General features: G+C 58.1%; 22 protein-coding genes. 11 read left to right on the top strand and 11 right to left on the bottom strand.

All coding sequences use genetic code 11. The features are described 5' to 3' along the window. The first annotated feature begins 22 nt into the window (after positions 1-22). From RX717_RS04595 to RX717_RS04570, 6 genes are all read left to right on the top strand, one after another. Positions 23-1,270, top strand: coding sequence for a glutamate-5-semialdehyde dehydrogenase (locus RX717_RS04595; RefSeq protein WP_054326832.1), 1,248 nt, complete (start codon positions 23-25; stop codon positions 1,268-1,270). Further along, positions 1,270-1,863, top strand: coding sequence for a CYTH domain-containing protein (locus tag RX717_RS04590; protein ID WP_054326831.1), 594 nt, complete (start codon positions 1,270-1,272; stop codon positions 1,861-1,863). Before RX717_RS04595 ends, RX717_RS04590 begins: the two co-directional genes overlap by 1 nt. A gap of 163 nt (positions 1,864-2,026) precedes the next feature. Next, on the top strand, positions 2,027-3,523 hold the full coding sequence (putP, locus tag RX717_RS04585) for a sodium/proline symporter PutP (RefSeq protein WP_107630872.1): 1,497 nt from the start codon (positions 2,027-2,029) through the stop codon (positions 3,521-3,523). Beyond that, positions 3,523-4,395, top strand: coding sequence for a ComEC/Rec2 family competence protein (locus tag RX717_RS04580; protein WP_107630873.1), 873 nt, complete (start codon positions 3,523-3,525; stop codon positions 4,393-4,395). Before putP ends, RX717_RS04580 begins: the two co-directional genes overlap by 1 nt. Next, positions 4,392-4,625: a DUF3006 domain-containing protein gene (locus RX717_RS04575; protein WP_054326829.1), complete on the top strand. Its 234-nt coding sequence runs from the start codon at positions 4,392-4,394 to the stop codon at positions 4,623-4,625. Before RX717_RS04580 ends, RX717_RS04575 begins: the two co-directional genes overlap by 4 nt. A 29-nt stretch (positions 4,626-4,654) precedes the next feature. Beyond that, positions 4,655-5,920, top strand: a complete 1,266-nt coding sequence (locus RX717_RS04570) for a diaminopimelate decarboxylase (RefSeq protein WP_107630874.1) — start codon at positions 4,655-4,657, stop codon at positions 5,918-5,920. A gap of 42 nt (positions 5,921-5,962) precedes the next feature. Here the strand turns inward: RX717_RS04570 and RX717_RS04565 are convergent, their stop codons facing one another. The 4 genes from RX717_RS04565 to RX717_RS04550 form a co-directional block, all read right to left on the bottom strand. Then, positions 5,963-6,208 carry a hypothetical protein gene (locus tag RX717_RS04565; RefSeq protein ID WP_054326827.1) on the bottom strand — a complete coding sequence of 82 codons (246 nt, stop codon included), beginning with the start codon at positions 6,206-6,208 and terminating at the stop codon, positions 5,963-5,965. Positions 6,209-6,222: 14 nt separating this feature from the next. Next, on the bottom strand, positions 6,223-6,759 hold the full coding sequence (locus RX717_RS04560) for a putative signal transducing protein (RefSeq protein WP_054326826.1): 537 nt from the start codon (positions 6,757-6,759) through the stop codon (positions 6,223-6,225). 39 nt (positions 6,760-6,798) lie between these two features. Continuing rightward, on the bottom strand, positions 6,799-7,347 hold the full coding sequence (locus RX717_RS04555; RefSeq protein WP_107630875.1) for a class I SAM-dependent methyltransferase: 549 nt from the start codon (positions 7,345-7,347) through the stop codon (positions 6,799-6,801). Positions 7,348-7,422: 75 nt separating this feature from the next. After that, positions 7,423-8,130, bottom strand: a complete 708-nt coding sequence (locus RX717_RS04550; protein WP_107630876.1) for a 4Fe-4S binding protein — start codon at positions 8,128-8,130, stop codon at positions 7,423-7,425. A gap of 128 nt (positions 8,131-8,258) precedes the next feature. Here RX717_RS04550 and RX717_RS04545 point away from each other — a divergent pair, with 128 nt between their 5' ends. Then, entirely contained in the window at positions 8,259-8,918 is a 660-nt protein-coding gene (locus RX717_RS04545) for a Crp/Fnr family transcriptional regulator (RefSeq protein ID WP_107630877.1), read from the top strand. Positions 8,919-8,968: 50 nt separating this feature from the next. Here RX717_RS04545 and RX717_RS04540 read toward each other — a convergent pair whose 3' ends face one another. After that, positions 8,969-10,132: a DUF819 family protein gene (locus tag RX717_RS04540; RefSeq protein WP_054326822.1), complete on the bottom strand. Its 1,164-nt coding sequence runs from the start codon at positions 10,130-10,132 to the stop codon at positions 8,969-8,971. 217 nt (positions 10,133-10,349) lie between these two features. Here RX717_RS04540 and pepV point away from each other — a divergent pair, with 217 nt between their 5' ends. Continuing rightward, the gene (gene pepV, locus RX717_RS04535) at positions 10,350-11,714 is read left to right on the top strand and encodes a dipeptidase PepV (RefSeq protein WP_107630878.1); all 1,365 of its coding nucleotides are present in this window, start codon (positions 10,350-10,352) and stop codon (positions 11,712-11,714) included. A 40-nt stretch (positions 11,715-11,754) separates the two neighbouring features. Further along, on the top strand, positions 11,755-12,846 hold the full coding sequence (locus tag RX717_RS04530; RefSeq protein WP_107630879.1) for a dipeptide epimerase: 1,092 nt from the start codon (positions 11,755-11,757) through the stop codon (positions 12,844-12,846). Positions 12,847-12,888: 42 nt separating this feature from the next. Here the strand turns inward: RX717_RS04530 and RX717_RS04525 are convergent, their stop codons facing one another. Beyond that, positions 12,889-13,143 carry a helix-turn-helix domain-containing protein gene (locus RX717_RS04525; protein WP_242977963.1) on the bottom strand — a complete coding sequence of 85 codons (255 nt, stop codon included), beginning with the start codon at positions 13,141-13,143 and terminating at the stop codon, positions 12,889-12,891. A 95-nt stretch (positions 13,144-13,238) separates the two neighbouring features. On the opposite strand from RX717_RS04525, the gene RX717_RS04520 reads away from it, so the two are divergent. Continuing rightward, a complete protein-coding gene (locus RX717_RS04520; protein WP_107630880.1) occupies positions 13,239-13,493 on the top strand; it encodes a hypothetical protein in 255 nt (84 codons plus the stop codon). A 43-nt stretch (positions 13,494-13,536) separates the two neighbouring features. On the opposite strand, the gene RX717_RS04515 is transcribed toward RX717_RS04520, so the two are convergent. Further along, positions 13,537-14,256: a peptidoglycan recognition protein family protein gene (locus RX717_RS04515; RefSeq protein ID WP_107630881.1), complete on the bottom strand. Its 720-nt coding sequence runs from the start codon at positions 14,254-14,256 to the stop codon at positions 13,537-13,539. Between the two features lie 135 nt (positions 14,257-14,391). Between RX717_RS04515 and cysK the strand changes: the two genes are divergently transcribed. Next, the gene (gene cysK, locus RX717_RS04510) at positions 14,392-15,324 is read left to right on the top strand and encodes a cysteine synthase A (RefSeq protein WP_107630882.1); all 933 of its coding nucleotides are present in this window, start codon (positions 14,392-14,394) and stop codon (positions 15,322-15,324) included. A gap of 81 nt (positions 15,325-15,405) precedes the next feature. Here the strand turns inward: cysK and rbr are convergent, their stop codons facing one another. From rbr to trhA, 4 genes are all read right to left on the bottom strand, one after another. Continuing rightward, positions 15,406-15,945, bottom strand: a complete 540-nt coding sequence (gene rbr / locus RX717_RS04505; protein WP_107630883.1) for a rubrerythrin — start codon at positions 15,943-15,945, stop codon at positions 15,406-15,408. 74 nt (positions 15,946-16,019) lie between these two features. Further along, the gene (locus RX717_RS04500) at positions 16,020-16,406 is read right to left on the bottom strand and encodes a Fur family transcriptional regulator (RefSeq protein ID WP_054326816.1); all 387 of its coding nucleotides are present in this window, start codon (positions 16,404-16,406) and stop codon (positions 16,020-16,022) included. Positions 16,407-16,541: 135 nt separating this feature from the next. Further along, complete coding sequence (locus RX717_RS04495; protein ID WP_054326815.1) at positions 16,542-17,123, bottom strand: hypothetical protein; 582 nt, start codon at positions 17,121-17,123, stop codon at positions 16,542-16,544. 254 nt (positions 17,124-17,377) lie between these two features. Continuing rightward, positions 17,378-18,031, bottom strand: a complete 654-nt coding sequence (trhA, locus tag RX717_RS04490) for a PAQR family membrane homeostasis protein TrhA (protein WP_054326814.1) — start codon at positions 18,029-18,031, stop codon at positions 17,378-17,380. Between the last annotated feature and the right edge of the window lie 122 nt (positions 18,032-18,153).

Here is an 18,153-nt window from a genome sequence, read left to right as displayed (position 1 = left end):
ACGATAAAACGAGGTGTAACCCATGCGACAACTGATGGACATTGCCGCGGACGCGCGCCGCGCCAAATACGCGGTCGCCAGACTCGGCACAAACGATAAAAACCGCGGCCTGCTCGCCATAGCGGACGCGCTGCTTGCGAATACCCGCGAAATCATCGACGCCAACCGCATCGATATCGAAAACGGCCGCGCAAACGGCCTCGTGGAAGGGCTGATCGACCGCCTGATGCTGGACGAAAAACGCATCGCCGGCATCGCGGAGGGCTGCCGCCAGGTCGCAGCCCTGCCCGACCCCATCGGCGAGGTGCTGTGGATGCGCAAAACGCCGAACGGCCTAAACATCGGGCAGAAGCGCGTACCTATGGGCGTGATCGGCATTATTTACGAGGCGCGCCCCAATGTCACGGTGGACGCGGCCGCGCTGTGCTTCAAGGCCGGCTCGGCGTGCATCCTACGCGGCGGCAAGGAAGCATTCCACTCCTCCATGTGCCTGACCCGTCTCATGCGTGCGGCGCTTGCCGGCGAGGGCCTGCCGGAGGGCGCCATCAACCTGGTCGAGGACACCTCGCGCGACAGCGCCACGCAGATGATGAAGCTGAACGGCTGGCTCGACGTGCTTATCCCGCGCGGCGGGGCGGGCCTGATCCAGTCGGTCGTCCGGAACGCGACCGTTCCAGTCATTGAGACCGGAACCGGCAACTGCCACGTGTATGTGGATGCGTCCGCCGACCTGGAGATGGCGCAGCGCATCCTGGTCAACGCCAAATGCCAGCGCCCGAGCGTATGCAATGCGGCCGAAAGCCTGCTCGTCCACAAGGACGCGGCGGCGCGGTTCCTGCCCATGGCGGCGGCCGGCCTCGCGCCGAGCGGCGTCTCCATCCATGGCTGCCCCCGCACCAGGGAGCTTCTGGGCGACGCCGTCTTCCCCGCCACAGAGGAGGACTACGGGCGCGAATATCTGGGATATGAGATCTCCTGCAAGGTCGTTGATTCGCTCGACGAGGCGATCGCACATATCAACCGCTACAACACCGGTCACTCGGAGTGCATCGTCACCCGCGACTACGAGGCTTCCCAGCGTTTTCTGGATGAGGTCGACGCGGCGGCGGTCTATGTCAACGCCTCCACCCGTTTTACCGATGGGTTTGAGTTCGGCTTCGGTGCAGAGATCGGCATTTCCACGCAAAAGCTGCACGCGCGCGGCCCCATGGGGCTGACCGCGCTGACCACCACCAAATTTATCATTTATGGAAACGGACAGATACGGTAATGGAAAAGGAATACAAATGGCGGGCGGACGAATGGGTATTGGGACAGGCGCTGCTCTGGGCCTCCTCCCGTATCGGCAGCCAAAGCCGCACCATCCATATGAAATCGCAGTATTTCGATACGGCGGACGGTCTGCTGCGCCGCAACGACGCTGCACTCCGTCTGCGCCGCGAAAACGACCGCAGCGTATGCTGCATGAAGCGGCGCAACACCAGCACTCCCGCCGGCATGCGCGCGCATGAGGAATACGAGTGCGACGCGCAGACGGTCGCGGAGGGACTCTCCGCGCTGCCCGACAAAGGCGCGCCGCGCGCGCTGTGCGAGCAGGCACTCGCCGCGCGCCTGGAAACGATCTGCACGGTCGACTTCCGGCGCTGCGCCATCCTGCTCCAGCAGGAGGACACGGTCTGCGAGCTTGCGCTGGACGAGGGCATGCTGCACCATAACGGGCGCTCCGCCCCCCTGTGCGAGATCGAGCTGGAATGGATCGCGGGCAGCGAGGAGGTTTTCCATGCGCTTGCCGCCGACCTTGCCGATTACCTCTCCCTGACGCCGGAGCCAGAAAGCAAGCTCGCGCGGGCCATGAAGCTGTGAACCGGCCTATCCGTCATTCATAACAATCCTTCCCCTGTTTTTGCGGCCCACTTTTATCTATATTGTCTATTTTTTGTGAAAACCGCAATTTCCCACCCTCATTCTTGCAAAAAAAAGCGAATCCATGTATAATAAAACATGAATTTTGGGAGGGTAATTATACATGAATATTGACAGCATCATCACACTCGTCGCGTTTGGCGTGTATCTGATCTTTATGATCTGCATCGGCATGTACTTTATGGGGAAAAACCGCACGACCAGCGAATATTTCCTCGGTGGCCGAAAGCTTGGCTCCTGGGTCACCTCGATGAGCGCGCAGGCCTCCGACATGTCGGGCTGGCTGCTGATGGGCCTGCCAGGGGCGGCCTATCTGTCCGGCATTTCGGCCGGCTGGATCGCCATCGGCCTTGCTATCGGCACCTATCTCAACTGGCTGCTTGTCGCCAAGCCGCTGCGCCAGTACACCAAGGTGGCGGACGACGCGATCACGCTGCCGCAGTTCTTCAAGAACCGTTTTAAGGATGAAAGCGGCATGATCTCGGTGATCGCCGCAATATTCATCCTGGTGTTTTTCCTGTTTTATACCGCTTCAGGCTTTGTCTCCTGCGCCAAGCTTTTTTCATCTGTATTCGGTATGCCCTATCTGGTGTCACTGCTGATCGGCGCGGTCGTCGTTATTTCGTACACCTTTGCCGGCGGCTTTTTCGCCGTGTGCTGGACCGACTTTTTCCAAGGCCTGCTGATGTTCTTCTGCGTCATCGCGGTACCCTCGATTGCCATCGGCTCGCTGGGCGGGCCGGCCGACTTTTTTGCGCAGGTCGATTCGTTTAACCCGAATTTCCTGAACCTGTTCGTGGATGGCGCGACCAATACGCCTTACACGGCCATCGGCATCATTTCGTTGATCGCGTGGGGGCTGGGCTACTTCGGCCAGCCGCATATTCTGATCCGCTTCATGGGTATCGAGTCCCCGAAAGCGATCAAAAAGTCCCGCCGCATCGCGACCGTCTGGGTTCTGATCTCGCTGACCGCCGCCGTACTGATCGGCGTTTCCGGCCGCATGTTCCTGGGCGACGGCCTGCTCGTCACCGCGGGCAATGAGGAGACCATCTACATCAACATGGTCACCCGCATCTTCCCCGTGTTCATCGCGGGCATCTTCCTGTCCGCCATTCTTGCGGCGATCATGTCCACCGCGGATAGCCAGCTCCTTGTTACCGCGTCTGCCATCACCGAGGACTTTTACCACAACAAAATACGCCCCAACGCCTCTGCCAAGGAGCTGATGTGGGTCTCCCGCGGCTGCGTTATGGTAGTCGCATTGATTGCCGTGCTGATCGCGACCAACCAGAACAGCACGGTACTCGGTCTGGTCGAATACGCGTGGGCCGGCTTTGGCTCGGCGTTCGGCCCGCTCGTGCTCTGCTCCCTGTTCTGGCGGCGCGCCAACAAATACGGCGCGTATGCGGGTATCATCGTCGGCGGCCTGGTCGACCTGTTCTGGGCGCAGATGTCCGGTGGCATTTTCGAACTGTACGAGATCGTACCCGGCTTTGTCTGCGGCCTGCTCGCCATCATCATCGTCAGCCTGGCGACGCCCGCCCCGTCCAAAGAGATCACGGACAAATTCGATTCCTACCGCACCTGTGAAGAATAATGAAGCGAATCCTCCGGCGCATTCTGTTTATTGGCGCGGCACTTGTGCTGGCGCTTGACGCCTGGCTTTACCTGCCCGGTTTTTTATCCGGCCCGCAGGAACTCACCGGCGAGACCGAAGTCCATTTTATCGACGTTGGCCAGGGAGATTCCATCCTGCTCCTGTCGGGTGGCCAGGCCGTGCTGGTGGACGCTGGCACAGCGGAAAGCGGCGATACCATCGTCCGCTATTTAGAGGAGCTTGGCGTGCAGGAGCTGTACGCCGTGGTCGCCACCCATCCGCACGCCGACCATATCGGCGGCATGGCGCGGGTGATCGAGGCATTCCCAATCGGACATTTCTTTATGGGACGGGAGACTGCCAACACCGCCACCTACGGCAGCATGCTCGACGCGCTGGAGGCGCGCGGCCTCCGTCCGACCGTCCCGCAACAGGGCGACGTCCTGCCGTTTGATTCCGGTGCGTCGCTCACGTTCCTCGGGCCGGACGACGATGTATCGGACAGCGACCTGAACAACCGCTCCCTGGTCACGCTGTTCCAGGCGGGTGGCCGCAGCGTTCTCCTGATGGGAGACGCCGAGGCCGCGGCGGAACGCTCCCTGTTGAACCATTATCCACTTTTGTCGTGCGAGATCCTCAAGGTTGGGCATCACGGTGCAAACACTTCCTCCTCCGAGGAATTCCTGTGCGCGGTGCGGCCCTCGACCGCGGTGATTTCGTGCGGCGTGAACAACGATTACGGCCATCCCAGCCCGCAAACGCTGGAAAACCTGTCCCTCGCGGGTGTTGGCGACGTCCGCATCACAGCGGAAAGCGGCACGGTCGTCCTCCCGCTCGACCCACTACCATCAAGCAAGGAGAATGCTGCATGAAACAGACCGGTATCGTCGACCGCTTTGAAGGCGATTTCGTTGTCGTGGAAATCAACGACAAAATGGTCAATTTCCCCCGCGCAGAAACGCCTGCCATGCTCGCAGAAGGCATGGTCGTTATCGTGCAGGACGGCCGCATCATCGGCGTCGACCAGATCGAAACCCAGCGCATCGAGGACGATATGCGCCGCCGCTTCGAGCGCATCCTCGGCAAACAGACCGACGAATAACCCCAGAAACAAAGGAAAGGCGAAAACCAATGGAAAAGAAACCCTTTTTGACCCTTGAGCAGGTGCAGGAGATCGTAAGGACCCATCCCACCCCGTTCCACATCTACGATGAAAAGGCCATCCGCGAGAATGCCCGCAAGGTCAAGGCCGCGTTCGCATGGAACCCTGGCTTCAAGGAATATTTTGCCGTTAAGGCGACCCCGAACCCCCGTCTGGTCCAGCTCCTTCATGAAGAAGGCTTCGGCTGCGACTGCTCCAGCTATACCGAGCTGCAGCTGAGCCGCGCCTGCGGCATCACCGGCCACGATATCATGTTTTCCTCCAATGTGACGCCGGACGAGGATTTCAAGCTCGCCAGCGACTTGGACGCGATCATCAACTTTGACGATATCACCCACTTGGACTATTACGATAAGGTCGGCCAGTGGAAGGAAACCATGTCCTGCCGCTTCAATCCGGGCGGCGATTTTGTACTTGAAAACGAGATCATGGATACGCCGCAGGAGGCCAAGTACGGAATGACCCGCGAACAGCTGATCGAGGCGTTCAAGTATATGAAGGCCAAGGGCGTCAAGCATTTCGGCATCCATGCGTTCCTGGCCTCCAACACGGTGGCAAACGAATACTATCCCGCGCTGGCCCGCATCCTGTTCAAGCTGGCGGTCGAGGTCCGCAAGGAAACCGGCGTGCATATCGCGTTCATCAACCTGTCCGGCGGCGTGGGTATCCCCTACAAGCCGTGGCAGGAGCCGAACGATATCATGGCCATCGGCGAGGGCGTGCGCCGCGCTTATGAAGAGGTGCTCGCACCGGCGGGTATGGACGACATCGCGATCTATACCGAGATGGGCCGCTTTATTCTCGGACCTTACGGCGCGCTGGTCGCCCGCTGCATCCACCACAAGCACACCTACAAGGAATATGCCGGTCTTGACGCCTGCGCGGCCAATCTGATGCGTCCGGCGATGTACGGCGCCTACCATCACATCACCATCCTTGGCAAGGAGGACGCGCTGCACGACCGCACCTATGATGTGACCGGCGGCCTGTGCGAGAACAATGACAAGTTCGCCATCGACCGCAACCTGCCCCGTATCGATATCGGCGATTATGTGTATATCCACGATACGGGCGCCCACGGCTTCTCGATGGGCTATAACTACAACGGCAAGCTGCGCTCCGCCGAGCTGCTGTTGCGCGAGGATGGCTCGGTTGAGCTGATCCGCCGTGCGGAAACGCCAAGGGATTATTTCGCAACACTGGACTTCACCGGCCTGTTCGACGATATTCGGTAACAACAGCATATAAAAAGGGAGTGCGTGATACGCACTCCCTTTTTATATCCCCTTATCCGCGAGCAGCAGTACGACCGCCAGCGCCAGAAACAGGATAATCAGCGTCCGCAGCAGCCGAAGCAGCTTTGTCCGTTTCCCATCCTCGCGCAACCAGGCCTCGTCGGGCTGAGCAGGCTCCGCGATCGTTTCCGTCCCATCCGGTATATGGTCGATCAGCGGCACATGACAGGTATTGCACACGCTGAAGCCCTCGCGGAACTCCGCTTTACACTTCGGACACCACGGCATAGGCACTCTCCCCTTTACATACGGTTGGAAACCAAATACAGCAGCAGCAGCGCCACCGCGATCACGCCTGCCACCACGGGCAGCAGCTTGAACGAAGCGTTATCCTCCATAGGCTGCTCCGGCACCTGCATCGCCTGCTCCTCGGCCAGACGGGCCAGCTCTTCCTCATCAACCGGTGCCTCCGCAAAGCTGTGGTTCATTTCGTCGATCAACGCACGCGCGCGGGCGGTCTGGCTCGCATCGACTACAATCTCTACCCCGAAGCGCGCGTCCGCGCCGCTGTAAGCCTGTATCTGACGGAACGCCGCCGGCCGGTGGAGTACAACAATATCATTTTCGCGCAGCATGTCGCAGACCATTTCCGCTTCCAACCGGTTTTTGGCGGTGTAAACCGCGATTGGTTTCTCCATGCCGTCCGGCAGGACGAATTCCTCCGGCTTCTTATTTTCCTCATTTTCCTCGGGCAGCGTATCCACCAGCGGCACCCGGCAGGTACTGCACTCCGTAAACCCCTCTCTGTATTCCGCTTTACATTTGGGACACCAAGGCATATCATATCCCTCCTTTTCCTTTATTGTAACACAGACCGCTCACTCTTTCCATATGAAAATCGGCAGCGGCGGGTCGTTCCGTCGGTTGAGCCAATCGCATGCCAGAACAGTGAACAATCGGTCATTTATCGACTTTAAGTGCGATAAAATCGCATTTTTCTCCTCATATCCGTTTTCTTTCCCATAATACAGCGCAAGCGCCATCACGCCGCCCTGCCGCAGCAGCGTCAGCCCCGCGTCGATCGCCGGAAGCGAGGAAGCGGCTGTGGTGAATATTTTGGCATCTCCGCCCGGCAGCCGGCCAAAGTTGAACACAATGCAGTCCACCGTCCCCGGCGCCGCATAGCGCGCCATATGCGCGTGACTGTCCTGCACGACCTCAGCGGTCAAGCCTTGCTCCGCCAGCAGCGCGCGCGTCTGCTCGACCGCAGCCTCCTGGATATCAAACGCGATCACCTGCCCGTTTTTTCCCGCAAGACGGCAAAGGAGCGCGGTGTCGCGCCCCTTGCCCGCCGTGGCATCGATACAGACCGCGCCCGGCTTCACCTGCCGCCGCAGAAAATCATGCACCACGTCCAATGTATTCATACTCTTATCCCTCCGCGATCCAACGCCCCGTTCTCATGAGCTATTGTACCACAGCGGAGTGAATTTGCAAACGCCTTACCGGTCCAGTATCTCGCCCGTGGTCGATACCACGGCCACCTGCCACGGCATAAACTTGCCGCTGTTTTGCAGGGCTGTGCGCACCGCATGCTCGATACCGCCACAGCACGGCACCTCCATGCGCACCACCGTAACACTTTTGATATCGTTCTGCCGGATGATCTCGGTCAGCTTTTCACTGTAATCGCCCTCGTCCAGTTTGGGGCAGCCAATCAGCGTGATTTTGTTCCGGATAAAGTCCTGATGGAAATTTGCATATGCGTAGGCGGTGCAGTCCGCCGCTACCAGCAGGTGCGCATCCTGGAAATACGGCGCGTTGACGGGCGCCAGCTTGATCTGCACCGGCCACTGGCGGAGCTGGGAAATCTTCGGAACCGCGCCGTCTGCCTGCGGTGCGGCGGGACGGTCGATTGCGCGCGCATGGCTACCCGGGCAGCCGCAGGCAAGCGGCTGTTGCGCCTCAGCTTTCGCGCGCAGGTTCTCCTGCACCGCCGCTTCGTCATAGGCAGCGGCCTCTCGCTCGACAAATGTGATCGCTCCTGTCGGACAGACTGGTAGGCAGTTGCCCAGGCCGTCGCAATAATCGTCCCGCAGCAGCTTCGCCTTTCCGTTTACCATGCCGATCGCCCCCTCGTGGCAGGCATTGGCGCACAAGCCGCAGCCGTTACATTTTTTTTCATTGATTTCAATAATTTTCCGTATCATATCCGTTTCCTCCTGATAGGTAACCTGTTCCGCGTCCGGACAAACCGGCGCATACTTGACTTTATGCTCCTATCTTACTATACTGGTAGCACACCGTATGTTGTTGTAACAACAAAACAGGAGGAAATATGGAAGCATCCGTATTAATGCACTGCCGCCTGTTCCAGGGTCTGCCGGAAGCAAAGCTTCCGCCGCTGCTGGAACAGCTGCACAGCTACCGCCGCTCCTACGAAAAAGGTCATCCGGTCTATCGGGTCGGGGATACGGCCCACGCGCTCTGCGTCCTGCTGTCCGGCGGCGTGACTATTGAGCGCGACGACGCCTGGGGCAACAAAACAATTCTGGACCATATCGGTCCGGGCGCCGTGTTTGCGGAAACCTACGCCTGCGTCCCCGGCACGCCTATGATGGTCAGCGCGGTCGCCGCCGAACCGTCCGAAGTTTTGTTCCTGCCCATGGATCACCTGCTCGCGCCCGCCGGTCGGGAGGACAGCGGGCGCGACGTCCTGCTCCGCAACCTGCTCGATGTGACAGCGCGGAAAAACCTGACCCTGACGCGCAAAATCTTCCACACAACGCCGAAATCCCTGCGCGGCAGGCTGTTGTCCTATCTGTCCGCGCAGGCCGTGCAGAACGGCTGCGATACGTTCGATATCCCGTTCGACCGCCAGCAGCTTGCCGATTATCTCGGCGCGGACCGCAGCGCCCTGTCGAACGAGCTGAGCAAAATGCAGCGGGACGGGCTGCTCTCCTTCCGTAAAAACCATTTTGTCCTACACCGAAAATAAAAAGCGGCTGTCCGGTTCGGACAGCCGCTTTCCATTTGGAAAAGAGATCGTTATGCAAAAAATTTCATGATATTCGCGGTCAGAATACCGCCGCCCGTTCCGATGACATAGCCCATCAGCGCCATCAGAACGCCGACCGGCACCAGCGCGCCGGAATACGAGCCGGCCAGGATGGGCGCGGAGGCCGTGCCGCCGATATTGGCCAGCGAAGCAACGCCGCAGGTGAACATATCCAGCTTGAAGATTTTTGCCAAGGCAACCAGAATAATCCCATGTATTCCGAGAATCATAAAGCCGGAAATGATCCATACCGGCGCTTCCGTCAGCTCCAGCAGGCTTGCGCGGGACGCCAGCAGCGCGATGACCATGTACAGCAGTACATTGGACAACTCGGCCGCACCCGCGATCTTGCCGATCGGTGTAACCGCCGCAACCAGCGCAACCACCGTGACCACCAGCACCGTCCAGGTCGCCTTATCCAGCCAAGGTGCGACGCCGTTGATTGCTGCGCCAATGTTCTGCCCAATTGCGGAAACCAGCAGCGCGCCGCCGATCAGGAACAGCAGGCCGGCAAAGGTAATATGCTTATCCGCCTCTTTTTCTTCCGCTTCCAGGCGGGCGCAAACCTCGTCCAACGTTGCGGTGGAGGCTTTGGTCCATTTGTTGAACTGCGGTGCGAACGAGATCGCCCAAAGCAGGAACATGACCCAGATGGAATAATCGATCGAGTCGATCACCAGTGCATACGCAAGATCCGCTTCTCCGATATGCAGGGCCTCAGATACGGCGACAAGGTTGCCCGATCCGCCCATCCAGCTGCCGCACAGCGCGCCCAAGGGCTTCCACGCTTCCGAACCGAGCTGTCCATGCATGATCGCGTAGGTTAGAATAAAGCCGATCGAAATCGAGATACTCGCCGCGAAAAAGCCGCCCAGCATGCGGGGGCCGAGCTTGAGTATCTTGCGGATATCGCAGCGCAGCAGCATCAGCACCAGCATGGCGTACAGGATATTATTTTTCAGCGCGCCATATGCCGCCGAGGTCGCCTCCATATCCCACGCCCCTGCGGTACACAGCAGCATCGTCAGCAAATACAGCAGCACGACCGGCGGGATAAACTTGAAAAACTTCCATTTGGTCAGCTTTTCCGCACCCACCAGCACTGCAGCCAGAAATGCCAGCACCGCAAAGTAAGTAAAACCGTTTGTTATCATAGGTTTCCTCCCTCATTTCTTTTTCATTCTCTTTTCCCACCTGCGCCGGCTCCGCACGCCTTGACAGATGACAGTAATAGTATACCGTATCCCGCGGCTTTTTGCAAGATAATTACAAGCAAACTGCACAGATGGGTTTGCAAATTCCCGTTTTATCCTGTACAATATGATATAGAACCGTTAATAAGCCGTTAATAACCAAAGGAGGAATATAAATATGGACTTTAAGCCCTATATCCGCGCGCATGCGGACGAGCTGCTGCAAAGCCTGGCCGCCCTCATCCGCATCCCCAGCGTCGAGGGAACGCCCGAGGCGGGCGCACCCTACGGCCGAGAGGTCGCGCGCTGCCTGCACGAAACGCTCGCGCTGTGCGAGCGCCTGGGCTTCCCCACCGTGAATATGGACGACCGCGTCGGCTGGTGCGAATACGGCAAGGGCGAGGAAATGATCGCCGTGCTCGGCCATTTGGACGTTGTGCCTGCCGGCGACGGATGGAACGCCGCCGCGCCGTTCTCCGGCGAGGTCAAAGACGGGCGCATCTACGGCCGCGGCACGATGGACGACAAGGGGCCGACCGTGGCCGCGCTGTACGCACTGGCAGCGCTCAAGGACGCGGGCTTCATCCCCTCCCGCCGCATCCGCATTCTGTTCGGCACGAACGAGGAGACCGGCTGCGACGATATGGCGTGGTATCTGGCACATGGCGGCGAAACGCCGGTCATGGGCTTCACACCGGACGGCGAGTACCCGATCATCAACGGGGAAAAGGGAATCATGAACTGCGTCTACTCCCGCAGGCTGGAGCAGACCGGCCCCTGCCGCCTGCTCCGGTTCGAGGGCGGCACAGCCGCCAACGTCTCCCCTGCCTATGCGATGGCCGAGCTGGCCTGTCCGGCCGACGCGGCAGCGCGCATCCAGGCCAGCAAGGTCACGGTGACGCCGATCGAGGGCGGCATCCGCGTAGAGGCGCAGGGCGTATCCGTACACGGCTCCACGCCCGAGCAGGGCGAGAACGCCATCGGCCGCCTTGCGCTAGCGCTTACCCAGCTCCCACTCGAGGGCGAGCTGGCCGACTGCATGGCGTTCCTGGCCGGACGTATCGGCATGGAAACGCACGGCGAATCCCTCGGCCTTGCCATGCGCGACGACCTTTCGGGCGACTTGACAGTCAACCTCGGCGTGGCGGCCTTTGCGGAGGAAACGCTGTCGCTCACGCTTTCCGTGCGTTATCCGGTCACCAAAACCTATGACGGCGCGCATCCCCGCATGGAGCGCGCCTTCGCGCTCGGCGGCTTCCACGAGACAAAAATGAAGCACAAGGCCGCGATCTATATGCCGCCGGAAAGCGAGCTGATCCGCAAGCTGTCCCAGGTGTACGAGGAGCAGACCGGTGAAAAGGCGGTCCTGAAATCCATCGGCGGCGGCACCTACGCCAAATCCATCCCCAATCTGGTCGCGTTCGGCCCGATCTTCCCCGGCGACGAGATACGCGAGCACAAGCCGGATGAATATATGGAGGTCGAGCGCCTCATCCAGAACGCGGAGATCATCGCGGCGGCAATGTACGAGCTAGCCCGCTGACCCGCCCACACACGACTATGTCAAAAGGAGCTGAACCAGTATGAAGATTACCAATATCCGCCTGGGGCGCATTTCCGTCCCGCTGCGCGTGCCGTTCAAGACTGCGGTGCGCTCGGTCTCCTCCGTCGAGGACGTGATCGTTGAGATACACACGGACACCGGTGCGGTCGGTTACGGTGAGGCGCCCCCGACCGGCGCGGTCACGGGCGATACCGCGGGCGCGATCATCGGCGCGGTCCGCGACCATATCGCCCCCACCCTGCTCGGCCGCGAGGTGGACGATTTTGAAAACCTGATGCTCGCCCTGCAGGGCTGCATCCTGAAAAACACAAGCGCCAAGGCCGCGGTCGATATGGCGCTCTGGGACCTGTACGGCCAGCTTTACCACATACCAGTATACAAGATGCTCGGCGGCAGCCGCAGCCAAATCGTGACCGATATCACCATCAGCGTCAACGATCCGGAGGAAATGGCGCGCGACGCGCGCAACGCCGTTGACCGCGGGTACGACTGCCTCAAGTGCAAGGTCGGCAAGGACGCGCCGCTCGACCTGCGCCGCTTGCAGGCCATCCGCGCCGAGGTCGGCCAAGGTGTCAAGCTCCGCATCGACGCCAACCAGGGCTGGAAGCCCAAGGAGGCCGTGCGCATCCTCGGCCAGATGGAGGACGCCGGTCTGGATATTGAATTTGTCGAACAGCCGGTCGCGCAGCACGACCTGACCGGCCTGAAGTATGTGACCGACAACGTTTCCATTCCGGTCATGGCGGACGAAAGCGTGCAGGGGCCGGCCGACGCGCTGACCATCATGCAGATGCGCGCGGCCGACCTGGTCAACATCAAACTGATGAAAGCCGGCGGCCTGTACAACGCGCTCAAGATCGCGTCCGCGGCCGAGGTATACGGCATGGAGTGCATGCTCGGCTGTATGCTGGAGGCCAAGGTCAGCGTCAACGCGGCCATCCATCTGGCCTGTGCCAGGCAGGTGATCACCAAAATCGACCTGGACGGTCCGGTGCTTTGCACCGAGGACCCCATCCTTGGCGGCGCGGTGTTCCACGAAAAGGACATCACGGTTTCCGACGAGCCGGGGCTGGGCATCAAGGGGATTGAAAAAATCACCTATCTGGACTGATTACATAAGCCCGCGGCACCGGAAGCCGCTGACAAAAAGCCCTCAGTCGGATGACTGAGGGCTTTCTTTATATTCCATCAAATCTCCTGGTTGACAATCCAGCAACTTACAGAGCTTTTCTATTGTTCGCGCATCGATACCGCCTGTCCCATTCTTCAATTTGCTCAAGATAGACGGACTAATACCATTTTTTCGGAGGTAATATTCTGTTTTTCCCCGCTGCTTGATCGTAGCGAACAGCTTATTATAACAAATTGGCAAACACTCACCACCTTTTTTATCATTATAGCACCACACATAAAATTGCACAATATATGTTCATTTTTTAGTACATATTTGCCATTGCCATATTGTACTATTTTTAGTACAATACAAGGTGAGGTGAATAACAAATGTACAATTATCTACATGGGCAGTATGAACTTTGGCTGGAATCTCCGCTTTACAAACGCCTCCAAAATGAAATCGAAGCCGAGTCCAGCGCGTTCTACAAACTGCTCGACCAGCAGCCGGACGCTTTCGAGCTGGAAACGCTCGCCAACGACTATGTCGGCGAGGCAATGCGCGCCGCGTTCCTCTGCGGGCTGTGCTGGTGGAGCGTGCATCAGCAGGCGGTGCGGCAACAGACTATGCACACCCCAACCTGAAAAAAAACGGCGGAAATCCTGCATTTCCGCCGTTTTTTCTACTTCATTCCCCATAAATGCCCGCTCGGTCATTTATAACCAGCGTGCGCAGCAGGTCCTCGGACAGGTTCAGGCCCTTGCCGTCCCCCTCGCCCTTGAGCCAGCCGTTGCGCACCAGCTTTTCCACCGTCGCGCGCCCCCAGTCAGGCACCGCGTCCATTGTCCCGTAAACCGTTCTGCTCTGCTCGATCAGCCGCTTTACCTCGTCTGCCGTCATATCATCCACCTCCCCTGTCAATCCGGTTTTGAATGCGTTCCATGCCGCCGCGCTCTCTACATACGGCGCGGGGCAGGTCTTGTGCGTCACATCGTAATGGCGCACCACATGATCGGCCCCGATGCCGTATTTCTCCATCAGCATGCGCGCCAGCGCCTCCGCGTTTTCGATTGTGCCTTGCCGGAAGTAGTACTTCCCATCCTGCAGCCGGCTGCACATCTCAATGCCGATGCTGTTGGCATTGCGGCAGTAGGGATGGTAATAGGTCCCTTTCGTGCCACAGTGCCAGGCAATATCATGGTCGGCAACGCTCTGCCAGACCTCGTTTTCGTCCACAAAATAGTGGGCCGAGGTCGAGATATCCTCCCGCGCGAAATAATCGGCGTTGTTTTGCGCGGTATCCCCGTCGTTGGCCGTAAAATGGATCACCAGATATTGAATATCCCCCTTGCCGCGCGACGCGGGCAGATAGTTGCCGCCGTTCGCCTGCTTAAAATGTATCTCCATCACATTTCACCTCCTCCCTGCATAAACTCTAAAAAAAGCCGTACAGATTGACACAATTTGGTCAATCTGTTCTATGCTTATGCAAAAGGTTGTGCTATAATGTGGGGTAGACACGTTTGAGAGGAAGATTTTTCAATGGTATACAGTAACATCCTCGAGGCAGTCGGCCATACGCCCATGGTTCGCCTGAACCGTATGGTTCCGGCGGGCTGCGCGGAGGTGTTCGTCAAATTCGAGGGGCTTAATGTCGGCGGTTCGATCAAAACGCGGACCGCGCTCAATATGGTGGAGGATGCCGAGCGCCGCGGGCTGCTCCAGCCGGATACGGTCATCGTCGAGCCGACCAGCGGCAACCAGGGCATCGGCCTGGCGCTGTGCGGCGCGGTCAAGGGCTACGCGGTCAAAATCATCATGCCGGACTCCGTTTCAGAGGAGCGCCGCAAGCTGGTGCAACACTATGGCGCTGAAGTCATTCTGGTACATGACGCGGGCAATATCGGCGACTGTATTGCGGAATGCCAGCGAATTGCGAACGAAATGGCAAAAAATGACCCAAAGGTCTTTGTTCCTGGCCAATTTGACAACCCCGCTAATCCTGCGGTCCACCGGCATCATACCGCAACCGAGATCCTGGAACAGGTCAGCGCCCCGATCGATGGGTTCTGCTCCGGCTTCGGCACAGGCGGCACGATCAGCGGCATCGGCGAGGTGCTCAAGGCGCAGAACCCTCAGTTGGAAATCTGGGCGGTCGAGCCGGAGAACGCCGCCATCCTGTCGGGCGGTTCGATCGGCACCCACCTGCAAATGGGTATTGGCGACGGCATCATCCCCAGAAACCTGAACACCAAAATCTACGACCACCTCTACATCGTTACGGACGAGGAGGCGCTCCGCACCGCCAAGGACCTTGCGCGGCTCGAGGGGCTGATGTGCGGCATTTCGAGCGGTACAAACGTCGCGGCCGCCATCCAGCTTGCCAAAAAGCTCGGTACTGGCAAAACGGTCGTTACCGTCCTGCCGGATACCGCGGAGCGGTATTTCTCCACCCCGTTGTTCGCGGAAAACTGAAAAAACACCGCGGAATCAAAATTCCGCGGTGTTTCTTATTTCAGCCTGCGCTTTCGGAACGGATGCGCAGCATCTTATATCTTAATAGTTGTCCGCCTTGATCTCAAAGTAAGCCTGCGGATGTGCGCAAACCGGACATACCTCAGGCGCCTGCTTGCCAACAACGATGTGTCCGCAGTTCGAACACTGCCAGATGCAGTCGCCGTCGCGGGAGAATACCACCTTGTTCTCCACGTTGGAGAGCAGCTTGAGATAACGGGCCTCATGCTCCTTCTCGATCTCACCGACCTTTTCAAACAGGAACGCAATATCGTCGAAGCCTTCCTCGCGCGCTTCCTTGGCAAAGGTCGCGTACATGTCGGTCCACTCGTAGTTCTCACCCTCGGCCGCCGCTTTCAGGTTGGCCGCGGTATCGTCGATGCCGCCGTTGAGCAGCTTAAACCAGATCTTCGCATGCTCCTTCTCGTTATTCGCGGTTTCCTCAAAAATCTTCGCAATCTGGACGTAGCCGTCCTTCCGTGCCTTGGATGCAAAATAGGTGTATTTATTGCGCGCCATGGACTCGCCCGCAAAAGCGGTCTGGAGGTTTGCTTCCGTCTTGCTGCCCTTCAAGTTTGCCATAATAACATTTCTCCTCTCGTTTTTTACAGGATTTTTATTTGTGAACGGCGCTTCCGCCGCCAAAATAACACCGGTTACGCCTTGCCGCCGCATTTCGGGCAAAGACCCTCGAACAAAATATCGTACCGCTGCACCGAAACGCCAGACGCATCGTCGATGCGCTCGATCAGGTTATCGATATGTGGCATATACACATCGAACACCGCGCCGCAGCCGCTGCAGCGGACATGGTAATGCTCCTCGGTATTGAAATCAAAGCGGTCCGCCCCGTTTGGAACAGGAACACGGCGGATCTCTCCCTGATTGGCCAGCTGGTTCAAATTGCGGTATACTGTGGCCTTGCTGATCGACGGGTGCTCCGCCGCAACCGCCGCATATACAGTATCCGCCGTTGGATGGTCGTGCATGCGCAATACCGCCTGCAGGACAATCTGACGCTGTACAGTATTTCTGGTCTGCATAATGTCACCCTCTTTCTAATTAATATCTTATATCAATTGATATTTTACTCCTCTTTTCAACTCTTGTCAAGTATTCCCGAAAATAAAATAAAAAAACCGTTTTCCCATGTCGTACATGGAAAAACGGTTTCTCTTTTATGCCGCTGCCTGCCAGCAGGGGTACAGGCGCATCCATACCGCATCCGCCGTCATATGCTCCCGCCGCGTGCGGAACCGCAGCTCCGGACAAGCTCCGCCTGTGTAAAGCAGCTCCACGTCCGCGCCGCCCTTGAGCAGGCCCGCGAAACGGACTTCCGGCAGGCACGCGCCCATATAGCCGGCAATCCGAATCCGGACATCTTCACGGCCATGCGACAATTCCGCCAGCTTCTCCACCACAGTCCGGCAGGCATCCGGCTCCGGCAGCGCGACAAACGCGGTCCCACCGGCACGCGCCAGCAACCGGCAATCCGGCGCCTGCCCCTTTACCGCCTGCATGGCCATATGCGCAATCCGGCCGGTGTTGTCTTCCACCAGCACCGCGACAGACAGGCCTTCCAGCATGGCATACAGGGTCTGCTCGAGTATTCGCAGGGTCCGGTCGGTTTTCCGATGCGCCCGCAGCGCATATTCGCGCCCCTCCGCACAGTCGGACGTGCGCAGGAGGCTCCAGCCGCCCTTTATTTCGGTGCATACCGACTGACGGGCATCCTGCCCGTTTATCTGCATCTGCTTCATTGATTTCATCCTTTTGCCAAGTAAAATTACCAGATTTCTCATTTCTTGACAAATATTTTACCATGTTTTTTTGCTCGCCTGCAACAGTAATTAGATCTTTTTGTATAAACTGACATTCTGTTTTTATACAAAATTCATAATCTTTTTCTTTTTGTGTGTATATATGACAGGGAATAGCGGTCGCTCTTCCCCCTGCGCTGTGCAGTTTTCACGTTTTCCACTGGCAGCTTTGTATATTCCGCTCAAAGGCGGTATCACAGCACATACCAAAAAACCATCGCGTAGTGACACAGACTTCCCACGATCACGAACAGGTGGAACAGCTCATGGAAGCCGATCAGCGGTCCGAGATTTGGTTTCTTCGCCATATAAATAATACCGCCCACGGTATAGGATAGGCCGCCTGCTGCCAGCAAGGCGATCGCCGGCACGGGCATGGACAGCACCGCGCCAAAGTCAAAGGCAATCGCCCAGCCAAGCACCAGATACAGCGCCGTACCGATCAATCGCGGCGCATCGATCCAGAGCAGCTTGACCGCGATACCGGCCAGTGCGACCAGCCAGACCGCACCAAGGAACACATAGCAGCGCGGCGACGGCATATAGCGTAAGAGAATCGGGGTATAGCTTCCCGCGATCAGCACATAGATCATGCTGTGATCCAGCTTTTTCAGGCGCCGCACCACTGCTTCGCCCTTCTCGGAAAAGTGGTACACGCTGCTTGCGGAATACAGAGCGATCAAGGAAAGGCAGAAGATAACGGCCGCAGCAGCCAGCGAACCTGATACCGCACTGCCGAACAGCAACCGCACCAGTACGATCAGCAAACCAAGCCCGCTGAGCACCGCGCCCACAAAATGTGAATAACTGGAAAACGGCTCCCTGGCTTTCTGGAATACGCGGGGCATATTGTTTCCTCCTCAATTTAATATAGTTTATAAAACTATTTTATATCTTTTATGATACTACATTTTTCAAAAAATGCAAGCACTGTTTTGTAAACATTTTTCCCTTGCAAGCAAAAAATACA

Source organism: Intestinibacillus sp. NTUH-41-i26 (genome assembly GCF_032769475.1).
In the GTDB taxonomy this organism is placed as follows: Bacteria; Bacillota; Clostridia; order Oscillospirales; family Butyricicoccaceae; genus Agathobaculum; species Agathobaculum ammoniilyticum.
Note: the sequence above shows the minus strand (reverse complement) of the source record. Positions and strands in the feature narration are given on the sequence as shown.